Source organism: Rhodococcus sp. MPR-R1B, from assembly GCF_058793255.1.
Genome location: NZ_JBXAFO010000003.1, coordinates 1 through 26,624, shown reverse-complemented (window position 1 = coordinate 26,624; position 26,624 = coordinate 1). Strand labels below are relative to the sequence as shown.

28 protein-coding genes are annotated in these 26,624 nt (G+C 61.5%); 16 read left to right on the top strand and 12 right to left on the bottom strand.

Features of this window, described 5'->3' with window-relative positions:
* Window positions 1-13: 13 nt before the first annotated feature.
* The 3 genes from AC1Q61_RS05395 to AC1Q61_RS05385 all read right to left on the bottom strand — a co-directional run bounded on the left by AC1Q61_RS05395 (window position 14) and on the right by AC1Q61_RS05385 (window position 2,143).
* Window positions 14-697 carry a GntR family transcriptional regulator gene (locus AC1Q61_RS05395; RefSeq protein WP_019745689.1) on the bottom strand — a complete coding sequence of 228 codons (684 nt, stop codon included), beginning with the start codon at window positions 695-697 and terminating at the stop codon, window positions 14-16.
* Between the two features lie 36 nt (window positions 698-733).
* Window positions 734-1,510, bottom strand: a complete 777-nt coding sequence (gene cuyB / locus AC1Q61_RS05390) for a cysteate racemase (RefSeq protein WP_020971074.1) — start codon at window positions 1,508-1,510, stop codon at window positions 734-736.
* A 129-nt stretch (window positions 1,511-1,639) separates the two neighbouring features.
* Entirely contained in the window at window positions 1,640-2,143 is a 504-nt protein-coding gene (locus AC1Q61_RS05385; RefSeq protein WP_084325447.1) for a PASTA domain-containing protein, read from the bottom strand.
* 131 nt (window positions 2,144-2,274) lie between these two features.
* On the opposite strand from AC1Q61_RS05385, the gene AC1Q61_RS05380 reads away from it, so the two are divergent.
* From AC1Q61_RS05380 to AC1Q61_RS05360, 5 genes are all read left to right on the top strand, one after another.
* On the top strand, window positions 2,275-2,979 hold the full coding sequence (locus tag AC1Q61_RS05380; protein WP_492651196.1) for a type 1 glutamine amidotransferase: 705 nt from the start codon (window positions 2,275-2,277) through the stop codon (window positions 2,977-2,979).
* Between the two features lie 119 nt (window positions 2,980-3,098).
* The gene (locus tag AC1Q61_RS05375; RefSeq protein ID WP_019745686.1) at window positions 3,099-4,268 is read left to right on the top strand and encodes a glycoside hydrolase family 183 protein; all 1,170 of its coding nucleotides are present in this window, start codon (window positions 3,099-3,101) and stop codon (window positions 4,266-4,268) included.
* 22 nt (window positions 4,269-4,290) lie between these two features.
* The gene (locus AC1Q61_RS05370) at window positions 4,291-5,553 is read left to right on the top strand and encodes a helix-turn-helix transcriptional regulator (RefSeq protein WP_259118445.1); all 1,263 of its coding nucleotides are present in this window, start codon (window positions 4,291-4,293) and stop codon (window positions 5,551-5,553) included.
* A 148-nt stretch (window positions 5,554-5,701) separates the two neighbouring features.
* Window positions 5,702-6,790, top strand: a complete 1,089-nt coding sequence (locus AC1Q61_RS05365; protein ID WP_007730860.1) for an S-(hydroxymethyl)mycothiol dehydrogenase — start codon at window positions 5,702-5,704, stop codon at window positions 6,788-6,790.
* Window positions 6,787-7,413, top strand: coding sequence for an MBL fold metallo-hydrolase (locus tag AC1Q61_RS05360; RefSeq protein WP_387403386.1), 627 nt, complete (start codon window positions 6,787-6,789; stop codon window positions 7,411-7,413). The genes AC1Q61_RS05365 and AC1Q61_RS05360 overlap by 4 nt, the downstream gene beginning before the upstream one ends.
* A gap of 49 nt (window positions 7,414-7,462) precedes the next feature.
* On the opposite strand, the gene AC1Q61_RS05355 is transcribed toward AC1Q61_RS05360, so the two are convergent.
* Window positions 7,463-8,437 (bottom strand): phosphotransferase enzyme family protein, encoded by a 975-nt coding sequence (locus AC1Q61_RS05355; protein ID WP_492651197.1) that lies wholly within the window; start codon window positions 8,435-8,437, stop codon window positions 7,463-7,465.
* 83 nt (window positions 8,438-8,520) lie between these two features.
* Window positions 8,521-9,012 (bottom strand): Lrp/AsnC family transcriptional regulator, encoded by a 492-nt coding sequence (locus AC1Q61_RS05350; RefSeq protein ID WP_007730865.1) that lies wholly within the window; start codon window positions 9,010-9,012, stop codon window positions 8,521-8,523.
* A 137-nt stretch (window positions 9,013-9,149) separates the two neighbouring features.
* Between AC1Q61_RS05350 and kynB the strand changes: the two genes are divergently transcribed.
* Genes kynB through AC1Q61_RS05335 form a run of 3 tightly spaced genes read left to right on the top strand, consistent with a single transcriptional unit; the run spans window position 9,150 to window position 12,629 of the window.
* The gene (gene kynB / locus AC1Q61_RS05345; protein ID WP_416315880.1) at window positions 9,150-9,881 is read left to right on the top strand and encodes an arylformamidase; all 732 of its coding nucleotides are present in this window, start codon (window positions 9,150-9,152) and stop codon (window positions 9,879-9,881) included.
* Window positions 9,878-11,143, top strand: coding sequence for a kynureninase (kynU, locus tag AC1Q61_RS05340; protein WP_099697131.1), 1,266 nt, complete (start codon window positions 9,878-9,880; stop codon window positions 11,141-11,143). The genes kynB and kynU overlap by 4 nt, the downstream gene beginning before the upstream one ends.
* A 52-nt stretch (window positions 11,144-11,195) precedes the next feature.
* On the top strand, window positions 11,196-12,629 hold the full coding sequence (locus AC1Q61_RS05335) for an amino acid permease (RefSeq protein WP_042921602.1): 1,434 nt from the start codon (window positions 11,196-11,198) through the stop codon (window positions 12,627-12,629).
* A gap of 13 nt (window positions 12,630-12,642) precedes the next feature.
* Here the strand turns inward: AC1Q61_RS05335 and AC1Q61_RS05330 are convergent, their stop codons facing one another.
* Window positions 12,643-13,329 (bottom strand): dienelactone hydrolase family protein, encoded by a 687-nt coding sequence (locus AC1Q61_RS05330; protein WP_042921603.1) that lies wholly within the window; start codon window positions 13,327-13,329, stop codon window positions 12,643-12,645.
* Between the two features lie 56 nt (window positions 13,330-13,385).
* On the opposite strand from AC1Q61_RS05330, the gene AC1Q61_RS05325 reads away from it, so the two are divergent.
* The 4 genes from AC1Q61_RS05325 (at window position 13,386) to AC1Q61_RS05310 (ending at window position 17,849) form a co-directional block, all read left to right on the top strand.
* On the top strand, window positions 13,386-14,330 hold the full coding sequence (locus tag AC1Q61_RS05325; RefSeq protein ID WP_030536018.1) for a D-cysteine desulfhydrase family protein: 945 nt from the start codon (window positions 13,386-13,388) through the stop codon (window positions 14,328-14,330).
* A complete protein-coding gene (locus tag AC1Q61_RS05320) occupies window positions 14,327-15,184 on the top strand; it encodes a helix-turn-helix transcriptional regulator (RefSeq protein ID WP_042921604.1) in 858 nt (285 codons plus the stop codon). The genes AC1Q61_RS05325 and AC1Q61_RS05320 overlap by 4 nt, the downstream gene beginning before the upstream one ends.
* Window positions 15,185-15,278: 94 nt before the next feature.
* The gene (locus AC1Q61_RS05315) at window positions 15,279-16,262 is read left to right on the top strand and encodes an ABC transporter substrate-binding protein (RefSeq protein WP_492651198.1); all 984 of its coding nucleotides are present in this window, start codon (window positions 15,279-15,281) and stop codon (window positions 16,260-16,262) included.
* A gap of 420 nt (window positions 16,263-16,682) precedes the next feature.
* A complete protein-coding gene (locus tag AC1Q61_RS05310) occupies window positions 16,683-17,849 on the top strand; it encodes an alkane 1-monooxygenase (RefSeq protein WP_030536015.1) in 1,167 nt (388 codons plus the stop codon).
* A 36-nt stretch (window positions 17,850-17,885) separates the two neighbouring features.
* Here AC1Q61_RS05310 and AC1Q61_RS05305 read toward each other — a convergent pair whose 3' ends face one another.
* Together AC1Q61_RS05305 and AC1Q61_RS05300 are read right to left on the bottom strand one after the other, a co-directional pair.
* Window positions 17,886-18,803: a nuclear transport factor 2 family protein gene (locus AC1Q61_RS05305; protein WP_249343015.1), complete on the bottom strand. Its 918-nt coding sequence runs from the start codon at window positions 18,801-18,803 to the stop codon at window positions 17,886-17,888.
* Window positions 18,804-18,835: 32 nt separating this feature from the next.
* Window positions 18,836-19,474: an NAD(P)-dependent oxidoreductase gene (locus AC1Q61_RS05300; RefSeq protein WP_030536013.1), complete on the bottom strand. Its 639-nt coding sequence runs from the start codon at window positions 19,472-19,474 to the stop codon at window positions 18,836-18,838.
* 167 nt (window positions 19,475-19,641) lie between these two features.
* On the opposite strand from AC1Q61_RS05300, the gene AC1Q61_RS05295 reads away from it, so the two are divergent.
* The 3 genes from AC1Q61_RS05295 to AC1Q61_RS05285 all read left to right on the top strand — a co-directional run bounded on the left by AC1Q61_RS05295 (window position 19,642) and on the right by AC1Q61_RS05285 (window position 21,971).
* Window positions 19,642-20,613, top strand: a complete 972-nt coding sequence (locus AC1Q61_RS05295) for a serine/threonine dehydratase (RefSeq protein ID WP_037126245.1) — start codon at window positions 19,642-19,644, stop codon at window positions 20,611-20,613.
* 58 nt (window positions 20,614-20,671) lie between these two features.
* Window positions 20,672-21,073 carry a hypothetical protein gene (locus AC1Q61_RS05290; RefSeq protein WP_020971062.1) on the top strand — a complete coding sequence of 134 codons (402 nt, stop codon included), beginning with the start codon at window positions 20,672-20,674 and terminating at the stop codon, window positions 21,071-21,073.
* A 61-nt stretch (window positions 21,074-21,134) separates the two neighbouring features.
* Complete coding sequence (locus AC1Q61_RS05285; RefSeq protein ID WP_003943056.1) at window positions 21,135-21,971, top strand: DUF1206 domain-containing protein; 837 nt, start codon at window positions 21,135-21,137, stop codon at window positions 21,969-21,971.
* 19 nt (window positions 21,972-21,990) lie between these two features.
* On the opposite strand, the gene AC1Q61_RS05280 is transcribed toward AC1Q61_RS05285, so the two are convergent.
* The 3 genes from AC1Q61_RS05280 to AC1Q61_RS05270 form a co-directional block, all read right to left on the bottom strand.
* A complete protein-coding gene (locus AC1Q61_RS05280) occupies window positions 21,991-23,298 on the bottom strand; it encodes a serine hydrolase domain-containing protein (RefSeq protein WP_492651199.1) in 1,308 nt (435 codons plus the stop codon).
* A gap of 82 nt (window positions 23,299-23,380) precedes the next feature.
* Complete coding sequence (locus AC1Q61_RS05275; protein WP_042925208.1) at window positions 23,381-24,118, bottom strand: SDR family oxidoreductase; 738 nt, start codon at window positions 24,116-24,118, stop codon at window positions 23,381-23,383.
* Window positions 24,115-24,819: a TetR/AcrR family transcriptional regulator gene (locus AC1Q61_RS05270; RefSeq protein WP_042925206.1), complete on the bottom strand. Its 705-nt coding sequence runs from the start codon at window positions 24,817-24,819 to the stop codon at window positions 24,115-24,117. Before AC1Q61_RS05270 ends, AC1Q61_RS05275 begins: the two co-directional genes overlap by 4 nt.
* A gap of 175 nt (window positions 24,820-24,994) precedes the next feature.
* Between AC1Q61_RS05270 and AC1Q61_RS05265 the strand changes: the two genes are divergently transcribed.
* The gene (locus AC1Q61_RS05265) at window positions 24,995-25,876 is read left to right on the top strand and encodes a DUF4190 domain-containing protein (RefSeq protein ID WP_492651200.1); all 882 of its coding nucleotides are present in this window, start codon (window positions 24,995-24,997) and stop codon (window positions 25,874-25,876) included.
* A 13-nt stretch (window positions 25,877-25,889) separates the two neighbouring features.
* On the opposite strand, the gene AC1Q61_RS05260 is transcribed toward AC1Q61_RS05265, so the two are convergent.
* Entirely contained in the window at window positions 25,890-26,438 is a 549-nt protein-coding gene (locus AC1Q61_RS05260; protein ID WP_228401412.1) for an SMI1/KNR4 family protein, read from the bottom strand.
* Between the last annotated feature and the right edge of the window lie 186 nt (window positions 26,439-26,624).

Below are 26,624 nucleotides of genomic sequence, written 5' to 3'. Positions count from 1 at the left end.
ATTCGGGCGTCGGTCAGTCCGAGAGCGCGAACTCGTCGGCGTCGAAGAGTTCACCGATCAGCCCGCCGAGATGGCGTCGATGTTCGGCCGACAGTGTCGCTGCCGCCTCGGCATCGTGGTCTGCGCACAGCTCGATCAGCTTGTTGTGATGGTCGACGGAGTCCTGGCTGCCGAGAAGGCTCGAGAACTTGCGGTAGTAGATGCGGTGAATTTGTGGGTGAACCTGGTGAATCAGCTTCTTCAACAGCGGATTTGCCGCAGCGTCGATGATGACGCTGTGTAGGCGATCGTCCGCGGTCAGCGCTCGGCCTATGTCGTTTCGCTTGACGGCAGCGGCGAAGTCTTTGTTGGCGGAGCGCATCGCCCCGATCATCTCGTCGGTGAGGTTCGGTACAGCGGTGACGACGGCCAATTGGTCGAGAGCTTCGATGACTGCGAGTGTTGCCTCGACGTCGCCGCGGTCGAGGGTGGTGATGCGCGTGTACGCACCGGGCTTCGCTTCCACGAGTCCGGTGTCGACCAGCCTTGCGAGCGCTTCGCGGACCGGAGTTCTGCTCAATCCCAGATACTCGGCGAGTTCGCTGTCCTTGATCTTCGAGCCCGGCGCCAGTTCACCGGTGACGATCGCTTCGCGAATGCGTTCGAGAGCGATGTCGCTCATTCGTGCTCGCTCAACCGGTTTACCGCCACGCAACATACTGGATATCGTACTCTGCACGTTGCTTGTCGCGGGTCAGCCCAGGTCGGCCAACGACGCGTGTTTCCGGGCATCCGCAACGCGTAGGAGCAGCGCGCGGGCGAGAATTGTTGCCGGATCGATGATCTGACAGGTTGTGGCGTCGGCGGGCAGTCCGAGCGGAATCTCGGTGCATCCGGCCACGACGACCTGCGCGCCCGATTCGACGAGAAGATCGGCGGCCCTGACGAGTTTGTCGGTGGTCTCGTCTCCGACGTTGCCACTCTTGATTGCTCGGATCGCCGGCATCACCAGTTCGTCCTGGATCGCAGGTCCTGGCACCAGGACGTCAATCGAGTATTCCGACAGCCATTGTTGATACAACCCGGTGCGGACCGTCCCCGTGGTGGCCAACAGTCCGACGGATGTGACGGCGGGTGAGAGCGTCCGGATGTGCCGAGCAACTTCGTCGATCATGTGGACGACGGGAAGTCCCAGTTGGGATGAGATGGCGGGCAGGAAGGCGTGGGCGGTATTGCATGGGATGGCGAGCGTCGTTGCGCCCGACTCTCGGAGGACGCGCGCACCTCGGAGCAGCCAGGGGGTGGGGTCCGGGCCGTCCTCGGTGAGTGCCAATGTCCGGTCGGGAACCGTGGGATCGGCCCAGATGACAACTTTGGGGTGCTCCTGATCCGTCGAACCTGGCGTCAGGGCAACGAGTTTGGAGTAGAAGTCCGCAGTAGCGGCCGGCCCCATGCCTCCGAGTATTCCGATGACGGGTTCGCTCATGCCCGCCGGAGAGTTGGCGCTCTGCCGTATTCGTTGCACCTTCATGTTGCAATCCAACCTTTCGCATCCAATATATTGGATACTCGTAATGTTGACTACAGTGAAGGAGGTTGAAGGTAGTTGTCAAGTAGGGCGCGGCGTTCCCGGAATTGCGAAGTTCGAGATCTCGCTCGATCAACAGGGGTTGGGTTCGCCGATCTTGACGGCTGAGAGCACGGCTTCGATTTCCCCGAAAGGGCTTCCGGCAGAAGGTGTCTGATCGACAACAATCCAGTTGGAATCGACCAGTTGGCGTCGACCCGCGCCAGTTGCGTCAGCACTTCTGGAGAAGAAGACTCCGGCCGATTGAATGGTGTCCTGCGCGTCTTGAAGATTCATACACACGACATTGGGCATGATCGCAGGAGTTGCAGCGGGCGTCACTTCTGCGGTGACTGGGGTGGTGGCCAGTGGAGTATTCGTCGGACCGGCCACCGAGGTGGTCAATGGAGCCTTAGTCGTCGTGGGTTGAGTTGTCGAGGTTGCAGTGGTGGTCGCGGTGGATGTTGATTCGGCCTCGCTGTCGGTGCTTGTCCCTGAGCATGCGGCAAGAGACGCCAAGGCGAATGCGCTGAGTGCGATGCGAACGGCAGTTGAGGACGGGCGAATCGATGTCGAAAAGAGGTGTGATGCGCGCACAGACGTTCCTTGTCGGTAAAGGGGCGATGAAAGGGGAGATTCGAGCGCAGAGCACATCCGACGCCGTCGATGTGCCTTATGTCGAATAGAACCATAGGCTTTCGGCACCGGATTCGAGAGGAATTGCCTACATGCATTTTCTGGAACTACGACACGCGCAGTGTGAACCCCCAGCGGCGTATTCGCCTGTCCTGGAGAGCTACGGAGATGTGCAGACCGTTCTTCTGGGTACCGACCCGCTTCCCGCCCATCGACGGTTCGACGCCGTGATCGTGATGGGCGGGCCGATGGGCGTCGGCGATCAGGGCGGGGTCGAGTGGTTGGCATCCGAGATCGAATACATTCGGGATCTGGTCGAGAACGATGTCCCGGTGTGGGGAGTGTGTCTGGGTTCGCAGTTGCTCGCCGCGGCGCTGGGTGCTCGCGTCTACACGGGCGCTGTGCCCGAAGTCGGAGTTGAGGAGATCACCTTGACTGTCGAGGGCCGGCGAGATCCCGTGTGGGGAGATCTGCCCTCCACATTTCCTGCAATGCAATGGCATTCGGATACCTTCGACATTCCGAACGGCGCGGTGCGGCTCGCTGGTTCTGCCAAGTATCCGAATCAACTCTTCCGATACAAGCAGAGTTACGCCGTTCAGTTTCACCTCGAAGCGTCCTCCGAGGTGGCGCGCGAATGGATGGAACTGGCCGAGTACCGCGACTCGCTGCATGCTTCGCTGGGAGCGGACGGTCCGCGCATCTTCATGCAGCAGTTGGGTGCTGCCGAGTCTCAGGGGCTCGAGATTGCCGCAGCGGTGATGGAGAAGTGGTTGAAATCGATCTCTCTTGAATAAGGCCGTTTTGTCCTGATTGACCGATTTACCTGTTACCTTGTGTTGTCGTGGGTGGATGAACCGATCCGGTCGAGCAAGACACCTCGTAGAGTCCGGATCTCCCCCGCGAAAGGGGAGCGATGCGCCGGATACGGAAGATATCGACAGCTGCAGTGACGTGTGTACTCGCGTCGACCGCGGTCTTGGGGGCGACCCAGGCTCATGCATCCCCGTGGGATTGCAACGTCACCGGCAGCTTGGATCAATCAGGTGGGCCGACCAATCCGATTCCCTGGCTCAACGGAACGGACGGGAAACTTCCGGAACTGCAGGGCCGCACCTCGGCGGTCGAGTACATCACCGGCGCGCTCAGCCCCAACCAAACCGTCGAGCGTTTCAATGTTCTCGGCACGGATCTCGGCATCATGTGGGACAACGGCGCAGGTCAGGTCCTGACAGCCTTCGGTGACACCGTCGGAATCGGATCTGACCCCCTGTGCTCCGGGGTGGTCGGTGACTGGCGCAGCAACGTCCTGTTCCGTAGCTCGGACGGAAATCTGTCCGACGGCATGAACATCGACTCCTCACCGACCGACCGGCCGAATCACTCACGCGAGATCATCGGAAGTCTGAAAGTCACCGGCGTCGAAACCAGCAGCATTCCGACGACGGGTATCTCGGTGGGCGGCGTTCAATACGTCAATTACATGTCGATCCGCTCGTGGGGAGGGTCGGGGGAGTGGGTCACCAACTTCTCGCAGATCGCGTCCTCGCACGACAACGGTGAGACCTGGCAGGTCGAACCGGCCTCGTCCCGGCCCAATCTGCCGTTGACGGGTAACGACAACTTCCAGATGGGTTCCTTCGTCAAAGACGGTGGTTACGTCTACAACTTCGGTACCCCCGCGGGACGTTTCGGCGAGGGGCGCCTCTCGCGGGTCAAGGAAGCCTCCATCGCGGACGTCGCGGCGTACGAATACTGGGACGGAAAAGCATGGGTCCCCAACAATCCCGCTGCCGCTGCAGTGGTTCTCGACGGGGATGTCAGCGAACTGTCGGTGCAGTACAACGACTATCTCGGCAAGTTCGTCGCGATGTACTCCAACGAGTGGGGAGCGCTGGTGCTGCGGACGGCGTCGGACCTGACCGGCCCGTGGAGTGCGCCCGACGTAGTGATCGGCACCGACGAGGTTCCGGGACTCTACGGCGCGTACATGCACCCCTGGTCACAGGGGCAGGACCTCTACTTTCTCGCCACCACCTGGTCCGACTACAACGTGATGCTCATGAAGACCACGCTGCACCAGTGAACCGGATGGTTATCGTTGACCGGTGAGCACCACCGACAATGCGCTACTGATCACCGCCCTTCGAGACGTGTTGGTGGGACCACTACCCGAAATCGGCCGACGATTTTCGACGTTGATCGCGGACATGGCGCCGCACACTTCCCTGGTGATCTTCACCCGTGAATGCACCGGTAGGCCGCGCAAGGTCGCCGGGGATCCAGCCGTCGTCGATCGTGTGACCATCGCCGAACTCGACCGTATCCGTACGGATCTCACTGTCGGACAGATCTTTCGGGGAAAATGCGCTGTCGCCGGCCGGGACCGTGAAGTGCTTGCGATGCTTGATCGAACCGATACGCTTCTCGTTTTGACACCGCACCCCGTACCGGTGAAGACAGCATCCCTCGAATTGATCCAGGCACTGTTCGCAGTGACTGCAACCGGAATTCAGCTCCAGGTCCGGAACGCGAGCCCGGCATATCTCGCCGAGTCACGGGCAGCGTCGTCGGAGCGTGCACGCACCGTGGCGGAGATGACGGAGGTGCATGCGGCCACCCTCGAGACGATGCTGGCGACGCTGCGCTCGGCGGATCTCGACGACACACGTGCGCGAACCTCGGCCAGGGAGACTGCGGCCTCGGCTCTGATCGGCCTGCGTTCAGCCGTCGACGTGCACCGCGAGTTGGCCGAAGAGTCGACCACCACGGCTTTTGCACGGATGCGTGGGGAATTGCGTTCGCTGCTCAAGCATCGGGAAATCGCGTTGGAGTTGGTGGAGCCACCCGTCGACGGTCGCGGTCTGCCCGGCGAAGTGGCGCACGGCGCCCGCGCCGTCGTCCGCGGCGCGGTGTTGGCATTGTCGGATCAGCAGACGCTCTCGCGAATCCGGGTGGCCTGGACTCTCGACGCGGCTTCGCTCTCCATCGACATTCGAGACGACGGCGGCGGTGAAGCCGACGTGATCGATGTGGAACGTCAATTACGTTCTCGGGTTGAAACTTTGGGTGGAACCGTCGAATCCGAGTCGACGCCCGGGTGGGGGAACCGGATCAGCGCAACCATCCCGCTCGACGCCCCCGTCGCCCTACCGAACCGCGACGTCCTCACCGAACTGGCACCGCGGGAGTTCGAGGTACTCGAGCATCTGGTGGCAGGACGGCGCAACAAGGCGATCTCGGAGCGACTCGGTGTCAGTGAGAGCACAGTCAAGTTTCATGTTGCCGGGGTCCTGCGGAAATTGGGCGTCGAGAGTCGGGGTGCGGCGGCCGCCGCGGGCGCCGAGGCCGGTGTGAAGCCCGCGCCCTAGTCCTTTCAGCCAGGTCGGTCAGTCAGTTCGACCAGGGTTGCGGGCACCTGCTTCGGGCTAACCTTTAAACGAGTGCACATATCGCAATGTGAAAACACGGCGCCATGTGACGACACGTCCTCAATCGCACGAAGCCAGGAGCAAAGCCATGCCACAGCAGGTACGCGGCGTCATCGCCCGATCCAAGGGTGCCCCCGTCGAAATCGTCCCCATCACGATTCCCGATCCCGGTGCCAACGAGGTAGTGGTCGCCATTGCAGCGTGCGGTGTGTGCCACACCGACCTGACCTACCGCGACGGCGGAATCAACGACGAGTACCCGTTCCTGCTCGGGCACGAGGCGTCGGGCATCGTCGAGAGCGTCGGCCCCGGTGTCACTCACGTCGAGGTGGGCGACTTCGTCGTCCTCAACTGGCGTGCCGTGTGCGGGCAGTGTCGTGCGTGTAAGCGTGGCCGCCCGCAGTACTGCTTCGACACGTTCAACGCCGAGCAGAAGATGACGCTCGAAGACGGCACCGAACTGACGCCGGCACTCGGCATCGGCGCATTCGCAGACAAGACGCTGGTTCACGAAGGCCAGTGCACCAAGGTCGACGCCTCGGCCGATCCGGCTGTCGTCGGACTGCTCGGTTGCGGTGTCATGGCCGGCATGGGTGCCGCGATGAACACCGGCAACGTCGGACGCGGTGATTCAGTGGCCGTGATCGGGTGTGGCGGCGTCGGCGACGCAGCGATCATGGGTTCACGCCTGGCCGGTGCCAATACCATCATCGCCATCGACCGGGATCCGCGAAAGCTGGAGTGGGCCACGGAACTTGGTGCCACACACACGATCAATGCCACCGAGGTCGACGACGTCGTCGAGGCAGTCCAGGAGCTGACCGGAGGTTTCGGTGCCGACGTGGTTGTCGACGCAGTCGGTCGCCCGGAGACCTGGAAGCAGGCGTTCTACGCCCGCGACCTCGCGGGAACTGTAGTGCTGGTGGGTGTTCCGACGCCGGACATGAAGCTGGAAATGCCGCTGGTGGACTTCTTCTCGCGCGGCGGAGCCCTCAAGTCGTCGTGGTACGGCGATTGCCTGCCCGAGCGTGACTTCCCCGTTCTGGTCGACCTGTACCAGCAGGGGCGTCTGCCGCTCGAGAAGTTCGTCAGTGAGCGCATCAAGCTCGACGAGGTGGAGAAGGCCTTCGAGACGATGCACCGCGGCGAGGTCCTCCGTTCGGTGGTGGTCCTGTGACATTGCGAGTCGATAGTGTCGTCACCTCGGGCACGTTCAGCCTCGACGGCGGAACGTGGGACGTCGACAACAACATCTGGCTGATCGGTGACGACAACGAAGTGGTAATCGTCGACGCAGCTCACACCGCGCAGCCGATCATCGACGCTGTCGGCGGACGCAAGGTGATCGGAATCGTCTGCACCCACGGTCACAACGATCACGTCACCGTTGCGCCGGAGTTGGCCGAGAAGCTCGACGCTCCGATCTACCTGAACCCGGCCGACGATGTCCTCTGGGAGATGACTCACCCCGGGGTGAAGCATCTGAGCTTGGAAGATGATCAGCGTATTGCTGTGGCGGGCACGGATATTCTGGCCATCCACACACCCGGCCATTCGCCGGGGTCGACGTGCCTCTACCTGCCGGAGGCCGGCGAACTGTTCAGCGGCGACACCTTGTTCTCCGGTGGACCCGGCGCAACGGGGCGGTCGTACTCAGACTTCCCGACCATCATCGGGTCCATTCGCGACAAGCTGTTCGCGCTCCCCGCCGAGACCAAGGTTCACACCGGTCACGGCGACGGCACGACGATCGGTACCGAGGCACCGCATCTCGAAGAATGGATCCGCGCCGGATCCTGATGTGATCAGAAGCGAAGTGGGGGCGCCGGTACCGGCGTCCCCACTTTTGTCACAACGCTGATGCCCAACCGGCGGTGTCGTTCTCACCCGGGATTGCCATCAGGCCGTGCCACAGTTCGAGGATCTCGAACCATTCTGTCTCGGATCGGCTGAGGGGACGTACAGATTCGTAGCCGGCGCGCAGGCTCTGCCGTACCGCGATCGGTATCGGTCGCCAATCGGTGAACAGGGTGCCCAGATAGACGCTTGCCTTGGCCAGGTCGCTCACCCGGTGGTCGATCACCACGTCGTCGAAGTCGAGTACTCCGGTGGTATGAGAATTTCGAGTCAGGATGTTGGCTGCACGGAAGTCGTTGTGTACCAGTTGAATTTGGTCATCTAGCTCGGACGCACGCGCCAGGAGGTCCACGAGCCTACGCGTTGCCTCAGGCGCGAACCCGCGGTCGAAATTCTCGAGCCAACCACCGATGCGCTCCTTCAACCCGGTGCTGCGCGACGAGAAAACCGATCCGTCGACATGGGTGGCGCCGAGCGTTCGGTGTATTTCTGCCAGACATGCTCCTGCCGAACGGACCGCCGCGTGGTCCTGTACGTTCAACCAATCTCCCGCCATCTCCGGCAGTACGGTGAACGACACTGCGCACGAAGGCCCTTCCAGTGTTTCCCGGTCCAGCAGTATTTCCCGGTCCAATCCGTTCAGGGACGTGATTGGCGACGGAACGGGCGCACCCTGCCCGGCGAGTGCGCTCAGCAGGCGCGTCGACGCCTCCAGGTTCGCGAAGCGCTCTGTGGCGCGCGACCACTTCACCACCAGCCCACCTCGGTCGCTCGCAACCCACACAATCGCGTTCTGGTCACTGATCGCCATTCGCGAGCACTCGAGGGCCGTCAACCCCCAAGTCTGCTCGAGTACCGTCGAGACCCAATGGGTGGCTGCGCCAAAGCTGTTGAATCCGAATCGCTCCTCCAGAGCGGCTTCCGGCTCCACCGACTCCCAGAGCATGGACAAGCCGAGTGGCAACATGCTGTCCGACTCTAGTGGGGAGAAGTTCGTATCGAGGTGCCGATCTCGGAAGCGCCCGAATCGGCCTTGGCGACAGCTGCAGTTCAGCCGCCTTGACTCAGTTCGCTGAAGATCAGGTTGGTCTGTGTATTGGCGATAGCCGGATCGTTGAGGTGTGCGCTGACGAAATCGCGAAGCCGAGTGGGGGATTCACACGACACGTGCACCAGGAGATCACGGTCTCCACTCATCAGGAACACTCGCTGAACCGAATCCAATCCACTCAGGTGCTCGGCAATTTCCGTCATCCGGCTCCTGGCGTGGGAGTGAATCAGAATCGACACCATCGCCGAGATCTCGAGGCCGAGTAGCTCGAGGTCTATGTCTGCATGAAACCCCTTGATGACGCCCGATTCGCGTAGAGCGCGCATCCGCGCCAGAGCGGTCGACGGCGCTATCCCGACCTTCTCGGCGAGTGCATTGTTGGGGATGCGTGCATCCCGGACGAGTTCGCGGAGAATCGCCGTATCGACGTCGTCGAGCCGAACATGATTCGGCCGAGCTGCGGCAGCTGCCCGTTCGATCGCATTTATCATCCGATTTCTCCCTGCCGTCGCGAAAACATTCAGCATCTATTGACCGCGCCCGTCGATGATCCTAGCTTTTGCCAAACACATCGAATTATCAAACGGTCGAGATCGACACAGTCGACTGTTGCGACGAAGGGGTCTGGATGCTTCCGAGGATCGGCCGACACACGGGCGACGGACACATGGGCGACTGGGTGGCACAGGTGATCGACATCAGCCCGCCGATCTCCGAATCGACGCCCGTGTGGCCAGGCGATACCGCCTTCACCCGCGCTGTCACGTCCGACCTCGGCGGCAGTGACGCCGTCACCATCAACCGAATCACCACCACTCCGCATATCGGTGCTCACGCCGATGCGCCGGCGCACACCCGCATCGACGGCGCGCCCATCGGTTCTGTTCCCCTCGAGCCCTATCTCGGCGAAGCACTGGTGGTCGACATGACGGGCGTCGACGGTGCCGCATGCATCAGGCCCGTCGAAGAGACGGTGGAGCGACTCGGCGGCCATCTGCCGCAGCGGCTGATTCTGAGGACTTACCCGAAGTACCCGCGCGAGTGGGACAACGACTTCGCCGGCGTTTCTCCGGAGCTGACCCACTGGTTCGCCGACCGCGGTGGAGTTCTGATCGGAATCGACGGCGCCTCGTTCGATCCGATGGACAGCAAGACCATGGACGGGCACCACGCGGCAAGCGATCGTGGCGTCGCGATCCTCGAAGGACTGTGCCTCGACGAGGTCGACGAAGGCTACTACGAGTTGATCGCACTGCCGCTGAAGTTCCTCGACCTCGATGCCAGCCCGGTACGCGCCGTGCTCCGGACTCTGCCTTCATCACATTCAACGCCGACACATGCAGGAGAAGAATCGTCATGACATCGACAACCACCCTTTCGTTGGAAGACTGCGTCAAGGCCGACGCAGTGGATCCCCTGAGGGAGTTCCGCCGCGAGTTCGCGATTCCGGAGGGCGTTCTCTACTTCGACGGAAACTCTCTCGGCGCGCGTCCCATTGCCGCACAGGAATGCGCCGCGAGAGTGATCGGCGACGAGTGGGGCAACGGCTTGGTTCGCAGTTGGAACGAGGCTGGATGGTTCGACCTCCCGGTCCGCCTCGGTGACAAACTTGCCCCGTTGCTGGGAGCAGGTGAAGGCGAAGTGGTAGTGACGGATTCGACGTCGATCAACCTGTTCAAGGCATTGGCCTCCGCACTGTCCATCGCGGCTGCTCAGGATCCCAGCCGGAAGGTGATCGTCTCCGAGCGCGACAATTTCCCCACTGACCTCTACATTGCGGAGGGCATCATCTCGCTGCTCGATCAGGGATACGAACTACGCCTGATCGACCAACCGGGCGACCTCACCGAAGCAGTAGGACCAGACACCGCCGTAGTGATGTTGTCGCACGTCAACTACCGCACCGGAAACCTGTATGCGATGACGGAAGTCACTGCAGCAGTGCAGGAACGTGGCGCCCTCATGATCTGGGATCTCGCACACTCGGCCGGCGCCGTCACTGTCGATCTGAGCGGCGCCGACGCCGACTTCGCGGTCGGGTGTACGTACAAGTACCTCAATGGTGGTCCGGGTTCACCTGCATTCATCTGGGTCAACCGTCGCCATCAGAACACCGGAATCCAGCCGCTGTCCGGGTGGTGGGGGCACGCGCGACCGTTCGCGATGGAGTCGGCCTACGAACCGGGCGCAGGAATACGACGGTTTCTGAGTGGTACTCAACCAATCACGTCGTTGTCACTCGTCGAGTGTGGTCTCGACGTCATGCTCAAAGCTGACATGGCCGACATCCGCAGCAAGTCGCTCGCGCTGGCCGATCTCTTCATCAGCCTCGTCGAGGAGCGTTGCGCTGCCTACGGTTTGGAGTTGATCACGCCGCGCGAGCACGAGCGTCGTGGCTCGCACGTGAGTTTTGTTCATCCCGAGGGTTATTCCATCATGAAGGCTCTCATCGCGCGGGGCGTCATCGGCGACTACCGCGAACCAGGAGTGCTGAGGTTCGGTATCACTCCGCTCTATCTCGGATACGCCGACGTGTGGAACGCCGTCGACGTGTTGCGAGACATCCTCGAGAACAAGTCCTGGGATCGCCCCGAATTCCGTGAGCGCGACGCAGTCACCTGATTCTTCCAAGTTTCCGCGGACCGGGAGGTACCGCCTTTCGCAAGGAGCTTTCATGAGTGATTTCAAAAACATTCAGCAGCGAGAATCAGGTCTCAAACGCGAACTCGGCCCCAAGCAGATGAGCATGATCGCGCTCGGTGGTGCAATCGGCACCGGACTCTTCCTCGGCAGTAAGTTCGCCATCGGCTTTGCCGGCCCGAGCGTCATCATCAGTTACGCGATCGGCGGGTTGATCGCCCTGCTGCTGATGGGTGCCCTCGCCGAAATGACCGTCGCACATGCGACATCAGGTTCGTTCGGTGCGTACGCAGAGTTCTACGTCGGACCGTTGATCGGCTTCCTCGTTCGCTATCTCTACTGGTCTTGCATCGTCCTCGCGGTCGGTACCGAGGTCACCGCGATCGGTGAATACATGCAGTTCTGGTTCGCCGACGTACCGTCGTGGCTGTGGATCGTGTTGTTCTCCGGAGTGCTGATCGGCGTGAACATGTTCAACGTCAAGGCCTTCGGAACGATGGAGTACTGGTTCTCGACGATCAAGGTCTTCGCGATCGTGGCATTCATCGTGATGGCAGCGTACGTCGTGTTCGGTAGCGGGAACCCGGACTATGGATTCCACAATTACACGGCCGGTGGCGGATTCTTCCCGAATGGTTTGTCCGGCATGTGGTTTGCCGTGATCGTATCGATCTTCAGCTACTTGAGCATCGAGATGATCGCCATTGCGGCCGGTGAGGCGGAAAACCCCGCGGTGGCGGTGAAGAAGGCATTCCGTGTGACGATCGTCCGACTGTTCGTCTTCTACATCGCAACCCTTGCTTTGATTCTGGCAATTGCTCCGATGGACAAGATCTTGAGTGGCGGAAGCCCTTTCGTCACGGTGATGCAGGTTGTGAAGATTCCGGGCGCAGACAGTGTGCTGAACTTCGTGGTGATCATCGCCGCGCTGTCCGCGATGAACAGTCAGCTGTACGTGTCTTCGCGAATGATGTTCTCGCTCTCCCGTGCTGGTGACGCGCCGGCCATTCTCGGCAAGGTCAGGGCCAACGGCTCACCGGTCAATGCCTTGCTGCTGTCGACGTCGGGTATCGCCGTCGCAACCATCGTCTACGTGCTCTTTCCCGAGCAGGCATTCACCTTGATGATCTCGCTGTCGATGTTCGGGGCGATGGCGACGTGGCTGCTGATCTTCGTGACGCACTGGTTCTTTCGCAAGCGGATGGCAAGCGAAGGACGAACCCTCTCGTTCACGATTCCGTTCTTCCCGGTGGGGACGATACTGGGTGGTGTCCTCATGGTCGCGATCCTCGTCACGACATTGTGGGTCGAGGATTTCAAGATGACCTTGGTGTTCGGGGTGCCGTTTGTTCTTGCCGTGATCGGCATCTACTGCTTCACCCGATCACGTCGGGCGCAGAGTCGAGCGGTAACGGCTGAACAGGTTCAGGACGAGATCACCGGCACGGTGGTCAAGCGGGTTCCCTGACTTACATTGGCAATCACAGGGTTTCGGCGAAAAACTCCATAGTGCGGGTCCAGGCGAGGGCAGCAGAATCCGGGGCGTAGTGGCTGGCCGAAGTGTCGTTGTTGAACGCGTGGCCGGCGTCGGCATAGCGGTACACCCGGGCGAGATCGGACGCGGTTGCGCGCAATTGCTCGACGCTCTCCGGCGGGATACTCGGATCGAGGTCGCCGTAGTGACCGAGCCACGGGACCTGCAGTTGCGCTGCAAGTTCGGTGCCTGCGGCAATCCCATCCCATCGGGCTTCTGCAACGCCGCCACCGTAGTACGTGACAGCGGAATCGACGAGGGGTACGGCGGCACACCACAGGGATGCGGTGCCGCCCATGCAGAATCCGAGGGAGCCGACTTTGTCTGCTCCCTCGGATCGGCTGTAGTCGACGGCGGCACGTACGTCGTGGCCGATGCTTGTGCCGTCGAGTGCCATGAGCGCATCCTTCGCGGACGGGAAGTCGGTGAAGGAGGTCTGTGCGCCGCGGTGGTAGAGATGCGGGGCGACGGCAAGGTAGCCGGCATCGGCGAGACGCTCGAGGATGCTCTCGATGTGCTTGTTCACGCCCCACGCTTCTTGGAGAACCACCACCGCATGCTTCGGTTCTCCTGGCGAATCCGGTCGGCTGACGGTCAGCGGCACGTCGTGTGTGGTCGTCGTGATAGTTCCCATATCCAGACTGTAGGCGAGCCCAGACTGTAGACGGACCGTCGAACTAGACTCGTCAAATGTTGAGTTCCGCCGTTCCGCCGATCAGCCTGGGCAGTTGGCCGACGCCCGTCGAACCTGTGGCGCGTTGCGCGCAGGCACTCGGATTGGGGCCGGAAGATCTGTGGATCAAACGTGACGACGTCACCGGCCTGGGCGGTGGCGGCAACAAGATCCGAAAGCTGCAGTACACCTGCGCTCAGGCTTTGGCCGTCGGCGCGACGACTCTGATCACTACCGGTGCACCGCAAAGCAATCACGCTCGCTTGACTGCGTCGGCAGCAGCCCGTTTGGGATTGCGTTGTGTGCTGGTGCTCGGTGGTGCCGAGCCGGAATCCGCGCAGGGAAATCTCGTTCTGGATGCACTCGCAGGCGCTGAGATCGTCTGGGCCGGTGGGGACACGGCATCCGCGCTCGACGCCGCGGCGCAGGCCGTCGCTGACTCGGGCGGAGTTCCTTTTGTCATTCCCTTCGGTGGTACCAGCGCGGTGGCTGCGCAGGGATATGTGGACTGCGCACGCGAGATCGAGCAGCAACTCTCCGGCGTCGATCGCGTCGTGGTTGCTCTCGGATCGGGCGGAACGATGGCTGGACTTGTCGCGCATCTGGGCGTCGACAGAGTTGTGGGCGTTGATGTCGGGGCTGTTGCCGATCCAGTGTCGACTGTCGCTGGGTTGTTGGACGAGATGCCTGGTCCGGCTATGCGAGCCGCAGATCTTCAGATCCTGCGAAACCAAGTTGGACAAGGATATTCGACGCTCACGGAAGCATCAGCCGGCGCGATTCGATTATTGGCTCGTACGGAGGGCATCTTCCTCGACCCGACGTACACCGGCCGAGCCTTTGCGGGATTGATCCAACTCGTGAAGGACGAAGCCATCACGGCGGGATCAAAAACGGTCTTCCTGCACACCGGTGGGTTGCCTGGCCTGTTCGGACATCCCGAACTGTCGACGCTGCGGTGAGCGAGCAGATCGACTACCCGCTCAGCAGTCCGCTCGACGAACTGTCCGAGTGGCAACGCGTCGTTCGACCGCTGCGCGTCAGTGCCGACGGGTACTTGCGGTTGGCGACCAATCGGCTGGCCGTCGATTCCGACTACACGTGGGAGATGCACCGCCACAGCGATCACGAATTGCTGTGGGCGATCGACGGTGTTCTCGAGGTCCGTACTCCGGAGACTGTGTACACGGTGCCGAGCGGGGTCAGTCTGTGGATCCCGTCCTATGTTCCCCACGAGGTGACGGCGCGTAGCGGCACAGAATTGTCGTGCACGTGGTTGGTGGCATCCGATGTGACCGGGTTGGATCGTGTGGTGGCCTTGTCCACCCCTCCGCTGCTCGAACAAGTACTCGATCACCTCACCCGAGACGACTTGACCGACGCGGCTCGTCGACGAGCCGAGGCGTTTGCCATCGACCTCGTCGAACCCGTTCCGCGACTGATTTTCGATGTGCCGCTGCCGACGACGCCGTGGCTTCGGCAGATCGCAGATCAGTTGGTTGCCAGCCCGGCCGACACCCGATCGGTCGAGGAGTGGGCCATCGACGCGAAGGTCAGTACGAGGACTCTCACACGACGGTTTCCGGCCGAGACCGGATTGACCTTCTCGGAATGGCGTATGCGACTGCGGGCTCATCATGCGATGCAACTTCTGGCACTCGGTCGAAGCATCTCGTTTGTGGCGCGGAAGACGGGTTTTCGTTCCGAAAGCGCGTTCGGTGCGGCTTTTCGTCGAACGATGGGCGTGACGCCGGGGGAGTTTGCAAGCCTGATCGATCATCCGCGCGCGCCAATGACCGATTGGCTACAGGACTAGTCCGAACAGCGACTCAAAGCATCTCGATCGGACTTGTGCCGTGCCGCAGAATGAACTTAGGGTTGGCTAAACAATCACCCTGTAGGAGTTCTGCGTGCGCGCAATTCGATCATTTTCTTTCGGTTCCAGAGTCATTGCAGCGGCGGCGGTTGCCGTCGTAGGTGCGATGGTGGTGACCGGCTGTTCCTCGTCGTCGGCCGACTCCGAGCAGACGGACGTCCGGACCGTCGCGTCGGCGTACGGGGACATCGAGGTTCCGGTTTCACCTGAGCGCGTCGTCGCCGCGTCGTACGACACTCCTTGGCAGCTCATGTCCCTCGGAGTGAAACCGGCTGCTGTGCAGGACTACGGCAAGTGGATCAGTGAATTCACGCCGGAGCAGCAGGCCTTTGTCGACGGGCTCCCGACCATCGGGCCTTTCGGGGAAATGAACTTCGAAGCGATCGCTGCGGCGGATCCCGACATCATTGTCGGCGACGCCGACGAGGTGGACCAAGCGGCGTTCGACCGTCTGTCCGGCATTGCACCCACCGTCATCGTCAAGGGAGAGAGCCGAGGCGACTGGAAGAAGATCACCACCGAGCTTGCTGAGGCAATTGGCAAGACCGACGTGCTCGAGTCGACGCGGACTGCTTACGAAGAGAATCTCGAACGTGTTCGTGGCGAGTACGCGGACGTGATCGCGAACAACAAGTGGATTCACATTTCGCTCGGAGACGCACCCGGCGCTTTCTCGGTTCAGCAGCCCACCGGTGCGATCGGCAATTTGGTGGTCAACGAACTCGGATTGGCGTACGGGCCCGGTGTTCCGACCAATTACACCGATGCCGGATACGCGTCCTATCCGATGGAGCAGTTGGCCGACATCCTGAACGGCGTGACGGTCGTGCTGTATCCGCTGAACGCGGACGGGTCGACCAGTGCGGCGGTTCAGGCGGTCCTCGACGACAACCTCTTCACGAGGCTGCCGGCGGCGCAGGCCGGGCACGTCTTCGGATTGCAGTCGAGCGTCACAGACTTCGTGACCGCGAACGGTTGGCTGAACGAAGTGAAAACGAAGGTGTTTGCAACGCTCTGACGCTTGCTCACCTTTTCACTGCGTGCCCGCAACTGACCAGTTGAGGGCGCGCAGTCTTTTTGGTCGCCACTACGAGCGGAAATCCTGTCCTCTGCTTATGATTTCTGTCACTGCCGGTTACCGTTACTTCGACGAGGGCGACGCGGTTCGACCTTGCCTTGGCAGGGATCATCGATCCTCGGCGACGTGCGGAGGTGGTCGCCATCCCCGCAGATCCGTGGGGTATTTTGTCCGTATCTACTGTCGGGGTGAGCAGTGATGTGCGGGGGAGTTTCTGGTGAGTACAAGCGCTCGTGCCGTCTTTCGAGCAGGGCGCTCTGGATTTCGGGACCATACCCGTCCGGGCATTAGTTCTGGTTTGCTGAGCGTGAACGGTGCGTGGGGCGAATCGTTCGAGGGGACGAAAGGCGAGATCGGCGAATGACAGCGACTTCCGACGCACGGCGTACCGAATCGAACGCTGTCCAGAACACCGACTCGCCGTCCGGCGAAAATCCGCGCTGGCGCGACCGCAAGAGGTACCTGTGGCCGCTCGGATTGCTGATTCCACTCAGCCCGTTCATCTCCTGGTTTCTCGTCGACAACCTTCGTCTCGGATTGTTCTGGGCGACCGGCGCGTGGCTACTGGTCATCGTCATCCCGATCATCGACATGCTGGCCGGTGAAGACGGCGAAAGTCCGCCGGACGATGCGATCCCACGACTGCAGAAGGACCGCTACTACCGCTGGTGCACTTACGCGTTCCTCCCCTTGCAATACGCCGGTCTGGTCTTCGCCTGCTGGTGCTGGATCAACGCTCCGATGGGAATCGCGGAGAAGATCGCGATGTCGTTCACGGTGGGCGTCGTCGCCGGCGTCGGTATCAACGCGGCCCACGAGCTCGGCCACAAGAGCGAGAAGATCGAACAGTGGCTCGCGAAAGTGGCGCTTGCGCAATCTCTCTACGGGCACTTCTACGTGGAACACAATTTCGGCCACCATGTGCGTGTAGCTACTCCGCAGGACCCGGCCAGCTCACGGTTCGGTGAGAGCTTCTGGAGGTTCTTGCCACGAAGTGTGTTCGGCGGGCTGCGTTCGGCATGGCGCATCGAGAGCGCTCGACTCCAGAGGAAAGGCAAACGAACCTGGAGCTTCGAGAACAATATTCTCAACGCTTGGGCGATGAGTGTTGTCCTCTTCGCGACGCTGATCGGTATCTTCGGTTGGGAGGTCGCGCCCTGGCTCCTGCTGCAGGCAGTTGCCGGATTCACCTTCCTCGAAGCCGCGAACTACCTCGAGCATTACGGCCTGCTGCGTGGCAAGCGTGCCGACGGCTCGTACGTTCGCTGCAGCCCCGCTGACAGTTGGAACAGCGATCACGTCGTGAGCAATCTGTTTCTCTACCAACTGCAGCGGCACAGCGATCACCACGCCAACCCGAAGCTGCGGTACCAAAGTCTGCGTAGCGCGGCCGAAGCGCCGCAACTTCCGGCCGGCTACGCAGTGATGATCGTGATCGCGTGGATTCCACCGCTGTGGCGCCGGGTGATGGATCAGAGATTGTTGGACTACTACGACGGCGACACAGAACGAATCAACGTCGGCTGATCCGCATCCCTCTCTGAACTGTTCGGAGTTGCCGTCTCAGCGACCGTCGTCCCACACGGTGTTGCCGCTTGCAGTCGTCGACGGGTAGTCCTGGACGGCGTCCCAATGCTCGACGATTTTGCCGTTCTCGTCGAATCGGAAGATGTCCATCGAGCCGCTGCCGGCCGTTCCCTCACCGGACGAAGCGAAGGTCTGAACAAAGACGAAGTCGCCCTCGGCTACCGTCCGTGGAAACTTGGTGGCCTTGTCTTCGGTAACGGGTTCGATCCCGGCCAGTGCGGTGACAAATGCGTCCTTGCCGTCAGCGAACGAGGGGTTGTGCTGCGTGTAGGTCGGACCGACCAGCTGGTCGGCAGCCTCGGCGGCTTTGCCTTCGTTGAAGGCGAGCTGCAGGAACGTCAACGCGTTGGCCGTGTTGCGCTCCAAGACTTCTGACGACTTGGACGGCGACGAGGTGGGTCCGTCGAACATCGTGTTCGGATTCGCGGACGTTTCCGGCACGTCTTGAATGGCATCCCAGTGTTCGACGATCTTGCCGTTGTCGACGCGGAAGATGTCGAGTACCGCCTGGCCGCGGTCGCCGGGTGCAGACGTGGTGTGGGACTGGAGGGCAACCAGATCGCCCTCGGCGAGAACGCGAGTGATCTCGGCATGCAATCCGGGTGTGGCCTCGACGTAACCGCCTATGCCGCTGACAAATCCGGCTGCCCCATCGGCGGCGGTGGGGTTGTGCTGGATGTAGACGTCGCCAAGGTACCGGTCGGCGGCTTGCTGAACCTGACGGCCGTTGAACGCCAGTTCGTAGAAGTCCGTGACGACGGTCTTGTTGGATTCGAGTTGATCGCCCTGTTCGGCAACAACGCTCGTGGACGTCGTAGAACTGCTGGGCGTTGCGGATTCCGCGTCGTTGGAACACGCGGTGAGCAGGAGTGCGGCGGCAGCGGGAACAGTCATCCAGGCTGCGCGCCTACGAAGGTTGCTCATATTCAGTGTGCGACGGTGAAACGCTGGCGACGGTGGGCCGGAGTCTCGATCTCGTCGACAAAAGCGTGTGCGTAGTCTTCGCCCGCGATGGCGGAGTTGCCCTCGGCGTCCGTCAGGAGAATGTCGCCACCCAACTGGAACGATCCCTTCGGGGCGACGCCGGCATGGGCACCGAACGCAGCGGCCGGGCTCACGTAGAACCAGTCGACATTGCTGTCGGTCGCGCGGAGCGCATCGAGGACGTCGGCGTGAGCGAGTGCCTCACCCTTGTATGCGTCCGGGAAGTCGGGGGTGTCGACGACGCGTGGCCCACCCTCGGAGACCAACAGGCTGCCGGCGCCACCGACTACGGCAATGCGAGCACCGTTGCGTGCGGCGGCATCTGCGAGGGGAGTGACGGCGTCGAGCAGGCGCTTGCCGTCGATCTCGCGAGCGGGGATGGCAACGACAACGACGTCGTTGTCTGCCGTGATCTGCTCCACGATCGTGTTGTCGTGAACAGAACCCTGCACGACATTCGTGTCGGTTCCGGACTGCGCGCTGCGAGCGACGACGGTTACCTCGTGGCCGCGTGAAGCGGCTTCTTTCGCGATTGCGCTTCCTGCAAAACCGTTTCCACCGAATACTGCGATCTTCGACATGGGGTGTGCCTTTCCTTGATGTCGTCGTTGTGCTTGTAGTAGTAAATTTATTCACCCCGAGGTGCATTGTCTCGGTCAGATGCGGGCATTCCTTGGTGAAAAACAGACATCATGATGACGATGGGCCGACTGCTTCGGGTCGACGTTGCGAACCGTAGGGTTGGTACATGACTCTCACCGCCGACAACAATGCAGGTCCAGTGGCAATCGAGCGCTCGGACGTCGAAGCTGCGCGGACTCGTATCGCGGGACTGGCGCGGCGTACTCCGATCTTTCGCACTGCGCTACCGACGCCACAGGGTGAGGTACCGGTTCTGTTCAAGCTCGAGTACCTCCAGCACGGCGGTTCCTTCAAAGTGCGCGGCAGTCTCAATGCAGTGGAACGAGCGGTCGCCGACGGCACCATGCCCGATGCCGGCGTGGTGATCGCGTCTGGCGGCAACGCTGCAATCGGGGCCGCGTGGGCAGCGCGGCGACGAGGACTCACCTGCACAGTGGTGGTGCCGGAGACAGCGCCTGATGCCAAGGTGAAGGCTCTCGGAGAGTTGGGTGCAACCGTTCACAAGGTAGGCGACCGGTATGCACTCGCTGCTGCCGCTGCGGCGGACATCGCACGCACCAGCGGTGCGCTCGAACTGCATGCCTACGACCTGCCCGACATCGTCAGTGGGGCCGGCACCATCGCTCTCGAGCTCGAAGACGACGCATCCGGACCGATCACGTATTGCGTTGCAGTCGGCGGCGGCGGATTGGTCTCTGGAATCGTCGCGGCGGCTCGTCCCGAAGATCACGTGGTAGCCGTCGAGCCGACCGGAGCTGCCACCTTGCACACCTCGCTCGATGCGGGGCGTCCGGTGGATATCGAAGTAAACAGTATCGCCGGAGACTCGTTGGGGGCTACACGAATTGGTGCCATCGCCTGGGAGACACTGCATGAGAGTTCGGTAGACAGTGTTGTGGTCGAAGATGATTCGATCCGACAGGCGCGGGCATTCCTGTGGCGGGAGTTCCGGATTCTGGTGGAGTTGGGAACCGCAGCAGCATTGGCTCCGGTTCTGAACGGAACGGTGTCGCCGCCGTCCGACGGTGAACTGTGCGTGGTTTTATGCGGAGCCAACACACATCCGACCGACCTGTAATTTCAGCGTATTTGTTTGCCTGCGTGTGAGAAAGTCGCAGGTGGGTACCTCTCGCAGTATGAGTACCAGCAGCATTATCTGGATAATTGTTGCCGTGGTCGTGGTGATAGCGATCGTGGCCGCACTCCTGTGGGTGGCGCGAAACAGGCGTGACGAGCGTCGTCACATCGAGGCAGAACAGATCCGCGAAGACGTCGCAGACAAGTCACTGCAAGTAGGCGAGCGCGAGGCGCGGGCAGAAGAGACAGCAGCCAAAGCGCGCATGGTGCAGGCAGAGGCCGACGCCAAAGCGGCGGAAGCGTCTGCGCTGCAACATCATGCAGCGCAGCATCGGAAAGAGGCGACGAGTTCTCGCGAGGAACTGAACCAGCAACGAGATCATGCAGACACGATCGACCCCAAGGTTCCCAACCCCGAAGAACCGCGGTCGACGCCGGATCAGAACCCTCGAAACCCTTGATCTCGAAACACTTGATGCAGGCGTTCGAGGGAAGCGTCTGCCCGTATATGGTTCGACGATCATGATGAATAAAGAATCGTCACCGCACGACCAGAAGAGCGTCGCGTCCACGGCGGCTGACGTCGCACAGAACAATGTCTTCGAGCGCTTTGCCCGTGCCGGATTCGTCGTCAGCGGTGTGGTTCATCTGCTGATCGGATATATCGCGATCCGCCTTGCTCTCGGTGGATCCGGGTCTGCGGACCAATCGGGTGCGATGGCCGAGTTGGCAGGAAAGCCAGGGGGTGTCTTCGCTCTGTGGGTCGGCGTCGTGGCCTTCCTTGCCATGGCGTTGTGGAGATTGGCCGAAGCTGCGTTGGGAAGCTCGTCGTCGCCGTCCTCTGACGACAAGAAGAAAGAGTTCTTCAACCGCGCAAAGGCTCTGGGCATTTCGCTCGTCTATTTCGGTTTTGCTTTCACTGCATTCGGATTCGCCCGCGGTAGCGGGAAGTCCAGCAGCGGTCAGAGTGCGGGGATCACGGCGCGTTTGATGGAGAACACGCTTGGAACTATCGCATTGGTGATCGGCGGGATCGCGATCATCGCCGTTGGTGTGTACCACGTGTACAAGGGCGCGAGCCAGAACTTCCTCGATGATCTGAAAGGCACACCCAGCAACTTCGTGCGCCGACTCGGAACCGTCGGGTACGTCGCCAAGGGCTTGGCCATCGCTGCAGTCGGCATTCTGGTTCTTCTTGCGGTCAACAGTTCCGAACCCGGCAAGTCCTCCGGACTCGACGGAGCGTTCAAGACGCTGGGCGCGCAGCCGTACGGAGTGGCGCTGCTGATCCTTGCCGGATTGGGCATCATCACCTACGGGCTCTACTGCTTCGTGATGGCGCGCTCGACGAAGATGTAGCGCCTGTAGGCAAGTGGGCCTATCCGAATGACCCGGTCTGGAAGCCGACGTCGCTGCCCGACGAACTTCCCGTCGAGCTACCGAATATGGGTCGTCTCGGAACCAGATCATGCATCAGGTTCACGGCTGCAGGGTCGATCATCGCCGCATTTCCACCGTTCGCCAGAATCGTGATCGACCAGCCGCTGTCGGGAACCAGCAGGGTGATGCAGTTGGATCCCGAGCTGTCTCCGTTTTTCTTGGCGAACCGTTGTGGGAAGTTCGGCGTCGGGGGTTGGAGCTGCCACGCCATTCCCATTCCGAATGCAGGATTCTCCGGAGCTTGCGTGTCGATCTGCTCGAGCATCGAGGTCAGGACTGGTTTGAGCGGGTTGTTTCCGTAGCCGAGAGTTGTTGCAGCCCAAATCGACATGTCCTCGGCGGTGCTGACCAGCCCACCCCCTCCTGCGATCGCACCCGTGTTGTTCCACAGAGGCGCTCGTACGCCGTCGAGGTGGTACGGAACGGCAAGGTCGGTTGCTTTGGTCTCGATCACGGTACCCATCATCCCGAGCGGGTCGGTGATTTCGCGGGCGACTGCCGCCGCGAATGGTGGCTTCTCTTGTCCCGGAATGATTTTGTCGGCCATGAGTGTGCCGAGCAGTCCGAACCCGAAGTCCGAGTACAGCCAGTGGCTACCGGGGGCGAACTCCAAGGCGCCGGCGTCTTGGAGTCCTTTCCAGAGCATATTTCTGGTGTACTTCGCCTTCTCGTCCGTGCACGATCGTGTGGGATCGGCACACCCCGCCGAAAGATTGGGCGGGTCGTCGCTCAGGCCGGAACGGTGGGTGACCAGTTGGCGAAGCGTGATCTCCTCGCCGCCGATGCCTTTCGGCAGCGGGTTGCCATCCGAATACTTGCTCGCCAGGTCGTCCAATCCGACTTCTCCCCGAGAGATCAGTTTCGCCAGTAGTGCAGCGGTGAAGGTCTTGGTCTCCGAGGCGATCTCGAATTGCGTTCGTGGAGTGACTCTCACGCCGTTTTCGACGTCGGCCTGGCCGTAGTGGTACGTAGTGGTGACACTCGCCTTGCGGTTCTTCTCATCCGGTTTGACGATGGCGAAGGCAAGGCCGGGAACGCCGCTGTTCAGCAGTGTCTCTGCGACGCGTTGCACCGTTTGGGCTTCAGCAGGATCGCCGACCCGCGAACCTGGATTGGGTGCCGTGGGGCCGGCGGCGCCGGCGGTCGAGGAGGTCGCGAGGGTTATGACCGCGGTTGCCGCCAGCCCTGCAACGCTGATGAACTGTCGTCGTGACGTCCGGGCGGACCCTCGATCCTGGTTATCCATTGTTTGCACATTACAACCAAAGTCGACTGGTTTGACTGTTTTGTCGGAATTGCCAAGGTGTGCTCCTTAGACGATGGTTTTGCTAAATCACGCCGCCGTTGACGTAGATGACCTGGCCATTGACCCAACGAGCTGGGCCGGCGAGAAACGCGACAGCCTCCGCGATGTCCGCCGGTGTGCCGAGGCGTTCCAGGGGAGCCAGCTTGGACAGGTTCTCCACTGTAGCTTCGTCTTTCCCGTCAAGGAATAGATTGGTGGCCGTGGGGCCTGGGGCTACGGCGTTGACCGTGATATCGCGTCCCCGTAGCTCTTTCGCGAGAACCAGAGTGATCGCGTCGACAGCACCTTTGGTGGCGGCGTACGCGGCATAAGTCGGAAACGCCAGCTTCTTCACGGAGGTGGAGAAATTGATGATCGCACCACCGCGCCGGACACGTCTGGCTGCCTGCTGGTCGACCACGAAGGTCCCTCGGACGTTGGTCCGATGCATCCGATCGAAATCGTCGAAGTTCAGTTCTGCGACGGTGGAGAGGATCATGATTCCGGCTGCGTGAACGACGACGTCGATGCCCCCGAACTCCTCCTCGACCGTATCGAACAGTGCGGCGACTTCACCTTCGTCGGCGACGTCCGCATGCACCGCTATGGCGCGACCGCCCGCAGCGACGATGGCGTCAGCTGTTTCCTGGGCGCGTTGAATGTTTCCTGAATAGTGCACGGCGACAGCCATTCCGTCGGCGGCGAGCTTCTCGGCAGTCGCTCGCCCGATGCCGCCGGACGCTCCGGTGACGATGGCGACGCGGGTGGTGGTGTCAGTCATGATGTAACTCCTGAACTGGTTTCGGTTGCATCGGACAGCTTGCGAAGCCACTCTCGTAGTAGGCCGACTTCGTTGGCGGAGAGAGAAGTTGAATCTGCAGCGGCCAGTTGGGCGTCGAGAGTAGATGCAACTCTGTTGAGTGAGGTTTCCGGGTGGGCGCCGGATTCGTCGATGATGGACGCGAAGATTGCGTCGCGAACTCGCTGTGACAGCGTCGGATCGGGGTACTGTTCCGGCCTGACGACGAGCATCAGAGCGACGCCCGCATTCGCGGACATCACCATCTGCGTAGCCACGTCGACCGATACGGTCAGAACACCTGCCGCAGCGCATCGTTGGAGAACGGATCGAAGTAGCGCCTGAGCCTGCAGGGCGGTGTCGGCGCTCTGGGCGGAAGGTGAGTGCATCAAGCGGTAGTGAGCGGGATGCGCGAGCGCGAAGGCGGTGTGCGCATCCCAGCCGGCCCGCAGATCGGCGACGGGGTCATCGGAAGGTGTCGCAGCCCGTTTGCCTTCGAGGTATTCGAAGAAGCCCGCCTCGACGACGGCTGCGAGCAGTCCGTCCTTGTCGCCGAACTGACGGTAGAGCGCGGGGGCGCCGACGCCGGCCATCTCGCACACGGCGCGGGTGGATATGTCGCCGTTGGGGGAGGTGTTGAGCAGCTCGGTTGCCGCGGCCAGAATCTTTGCTCTCGAACCCATGGAAACAACGCTAACACAAATATGTAATCGTTGCTATCGCCGGTTTGGTCGTGCGAACGAACTACAGACACAGGCGCCAGAACTTGATCAGATGAGTGAGCCGGTCCGGCCACGGTTCTGTGTGGAGTGACAGCAAGAGCCGTTCTGTTCTCACACTCTGAACGAAGGAATCCTGGTGATCGACTCGGAAACTACTGTTGCGCAGAATGATTCGCATTCCGGTTATCTGGGGTGGATTCTGCGGGTCATCAGTGTCGTGGCGTGCGCTGCGGTTGCAACGGTCGTTGTCTCGCTGACGCTCGGGCCGCCATTCGCGCGGGCCTGGGCACAGTGGGTTGCTCGTCATCTAGGTGGGGACTTCGAGACGGGAGTCGTTGTCGGATTTGTGACTGGGCTTCTGGGCACCGCTGTGACTTTGTTTGCAGCGCTGATGAGTTCGTTGGCGTGGCGGCGACGCGGTGGCCCGGCATTGTCGCTTGGTGTCGGTGCCATTGCCATGCTTGCCGTTATTCCTGGCGCAGTGAATTTGAGTATCGCGGTCGGTGCAGCAGGATCCGGTGTGAGGGCGGCGGGGAGGATCCTCGACGTCGACGGGCCGGCGTTTCGTGGAGCCTGGATAGCCGGATCTGTGGCGGGGCTGTTGCTGTATATGGCCGCGGCGCTGCTGTTAGGGAGGAGCCTTCGTTCGACGTTCGGGCCTGTCAGGCAGGTGGCGGCACCGCTCCCTGGGGTGGTCGGCTACACCGCCGATGGCCGACCCGTTTTTGCACAAGTGGGCTTCACATCGGACGGGATTCCGGTACTCGCAGATCAACTTGAAGCGCGTTATCCAGCGCGACCAGCGGTCGGCACGAATGCCTTGGCCATCGTCGCACTTGTACTTGGAATCTTCGGTGGAGTTCTTGCTATTCCAGTGGGGTATGTGTCGTTGAACCAGATTCGCCGTTCCGGCGAAAGTGGGCGAGGATTGGCAGTGGCCGGACTCGTTCTCGGTTATCTGTCGCTGGTCGTCGTCGTAGGTGTCGTATTCGTGGCTGTGTCCGCGGCCTATCGATAATTTGGGTCGCGCGTCAGAGTTGGGTGGGCTGGAGTGGCTCGATGTCGGAGGTGCGAGGTCCGAACAGGCCCATAGCCCGGGTGCGAATGGACGGTAGTGCTTCGTGGATGCTCCCGCCGAGGCGGTGGAGAGAGTTGAACGAGCGTGATTCCCAAACCGGAAACTCACCGTCGGTGTCGCGTGATGCTGTGTCCCACAGGAGGGCGTCACCGTTTTCGCTCCATCCGAAAACCTGCAGCGAGTCGGGGAGTGACCAATCGCCGTCGGGTTCGATCATCCAATCGAACTCGTCATCCTGTCCTTCTCTGTAGACCGAATGAAGATGGGCGGTGAGGTTGCGGGCGCGCCCTTGCCAGCCGTCCGCAAATCCGGGAAGGACGGGCGGATAGATGAGCCAGAGTCCGAAGGTCCGCGCCCAACCTGCGTGCCTGATGAATGCGCGATATGAATCGGGGAAGCCCTGCCGGTCGGGAAATCGATAGGAATCCATAAGGGCAAAATCGATATGCGCGAGCGTCGGTCGGCCGTCTACCGTCAGCGCGTTGGTTCCCTGTGCAAACACACCCTCAACGCTAGCAATAGGGGATACCGTGCCGCCCTTTCCGGCTATCGAAGCACGCCGGAATGGGTCACCGAGGCGTGTGCTCGGTGACCTCCGGGTTCAGAGTCGTGTGGTGGAGCGGCGGGGTTTCCGGTCGGGGTCGATGCCCGGTGGTGGGATGAACCAGGGCAGGTGATCGGTGCCCAT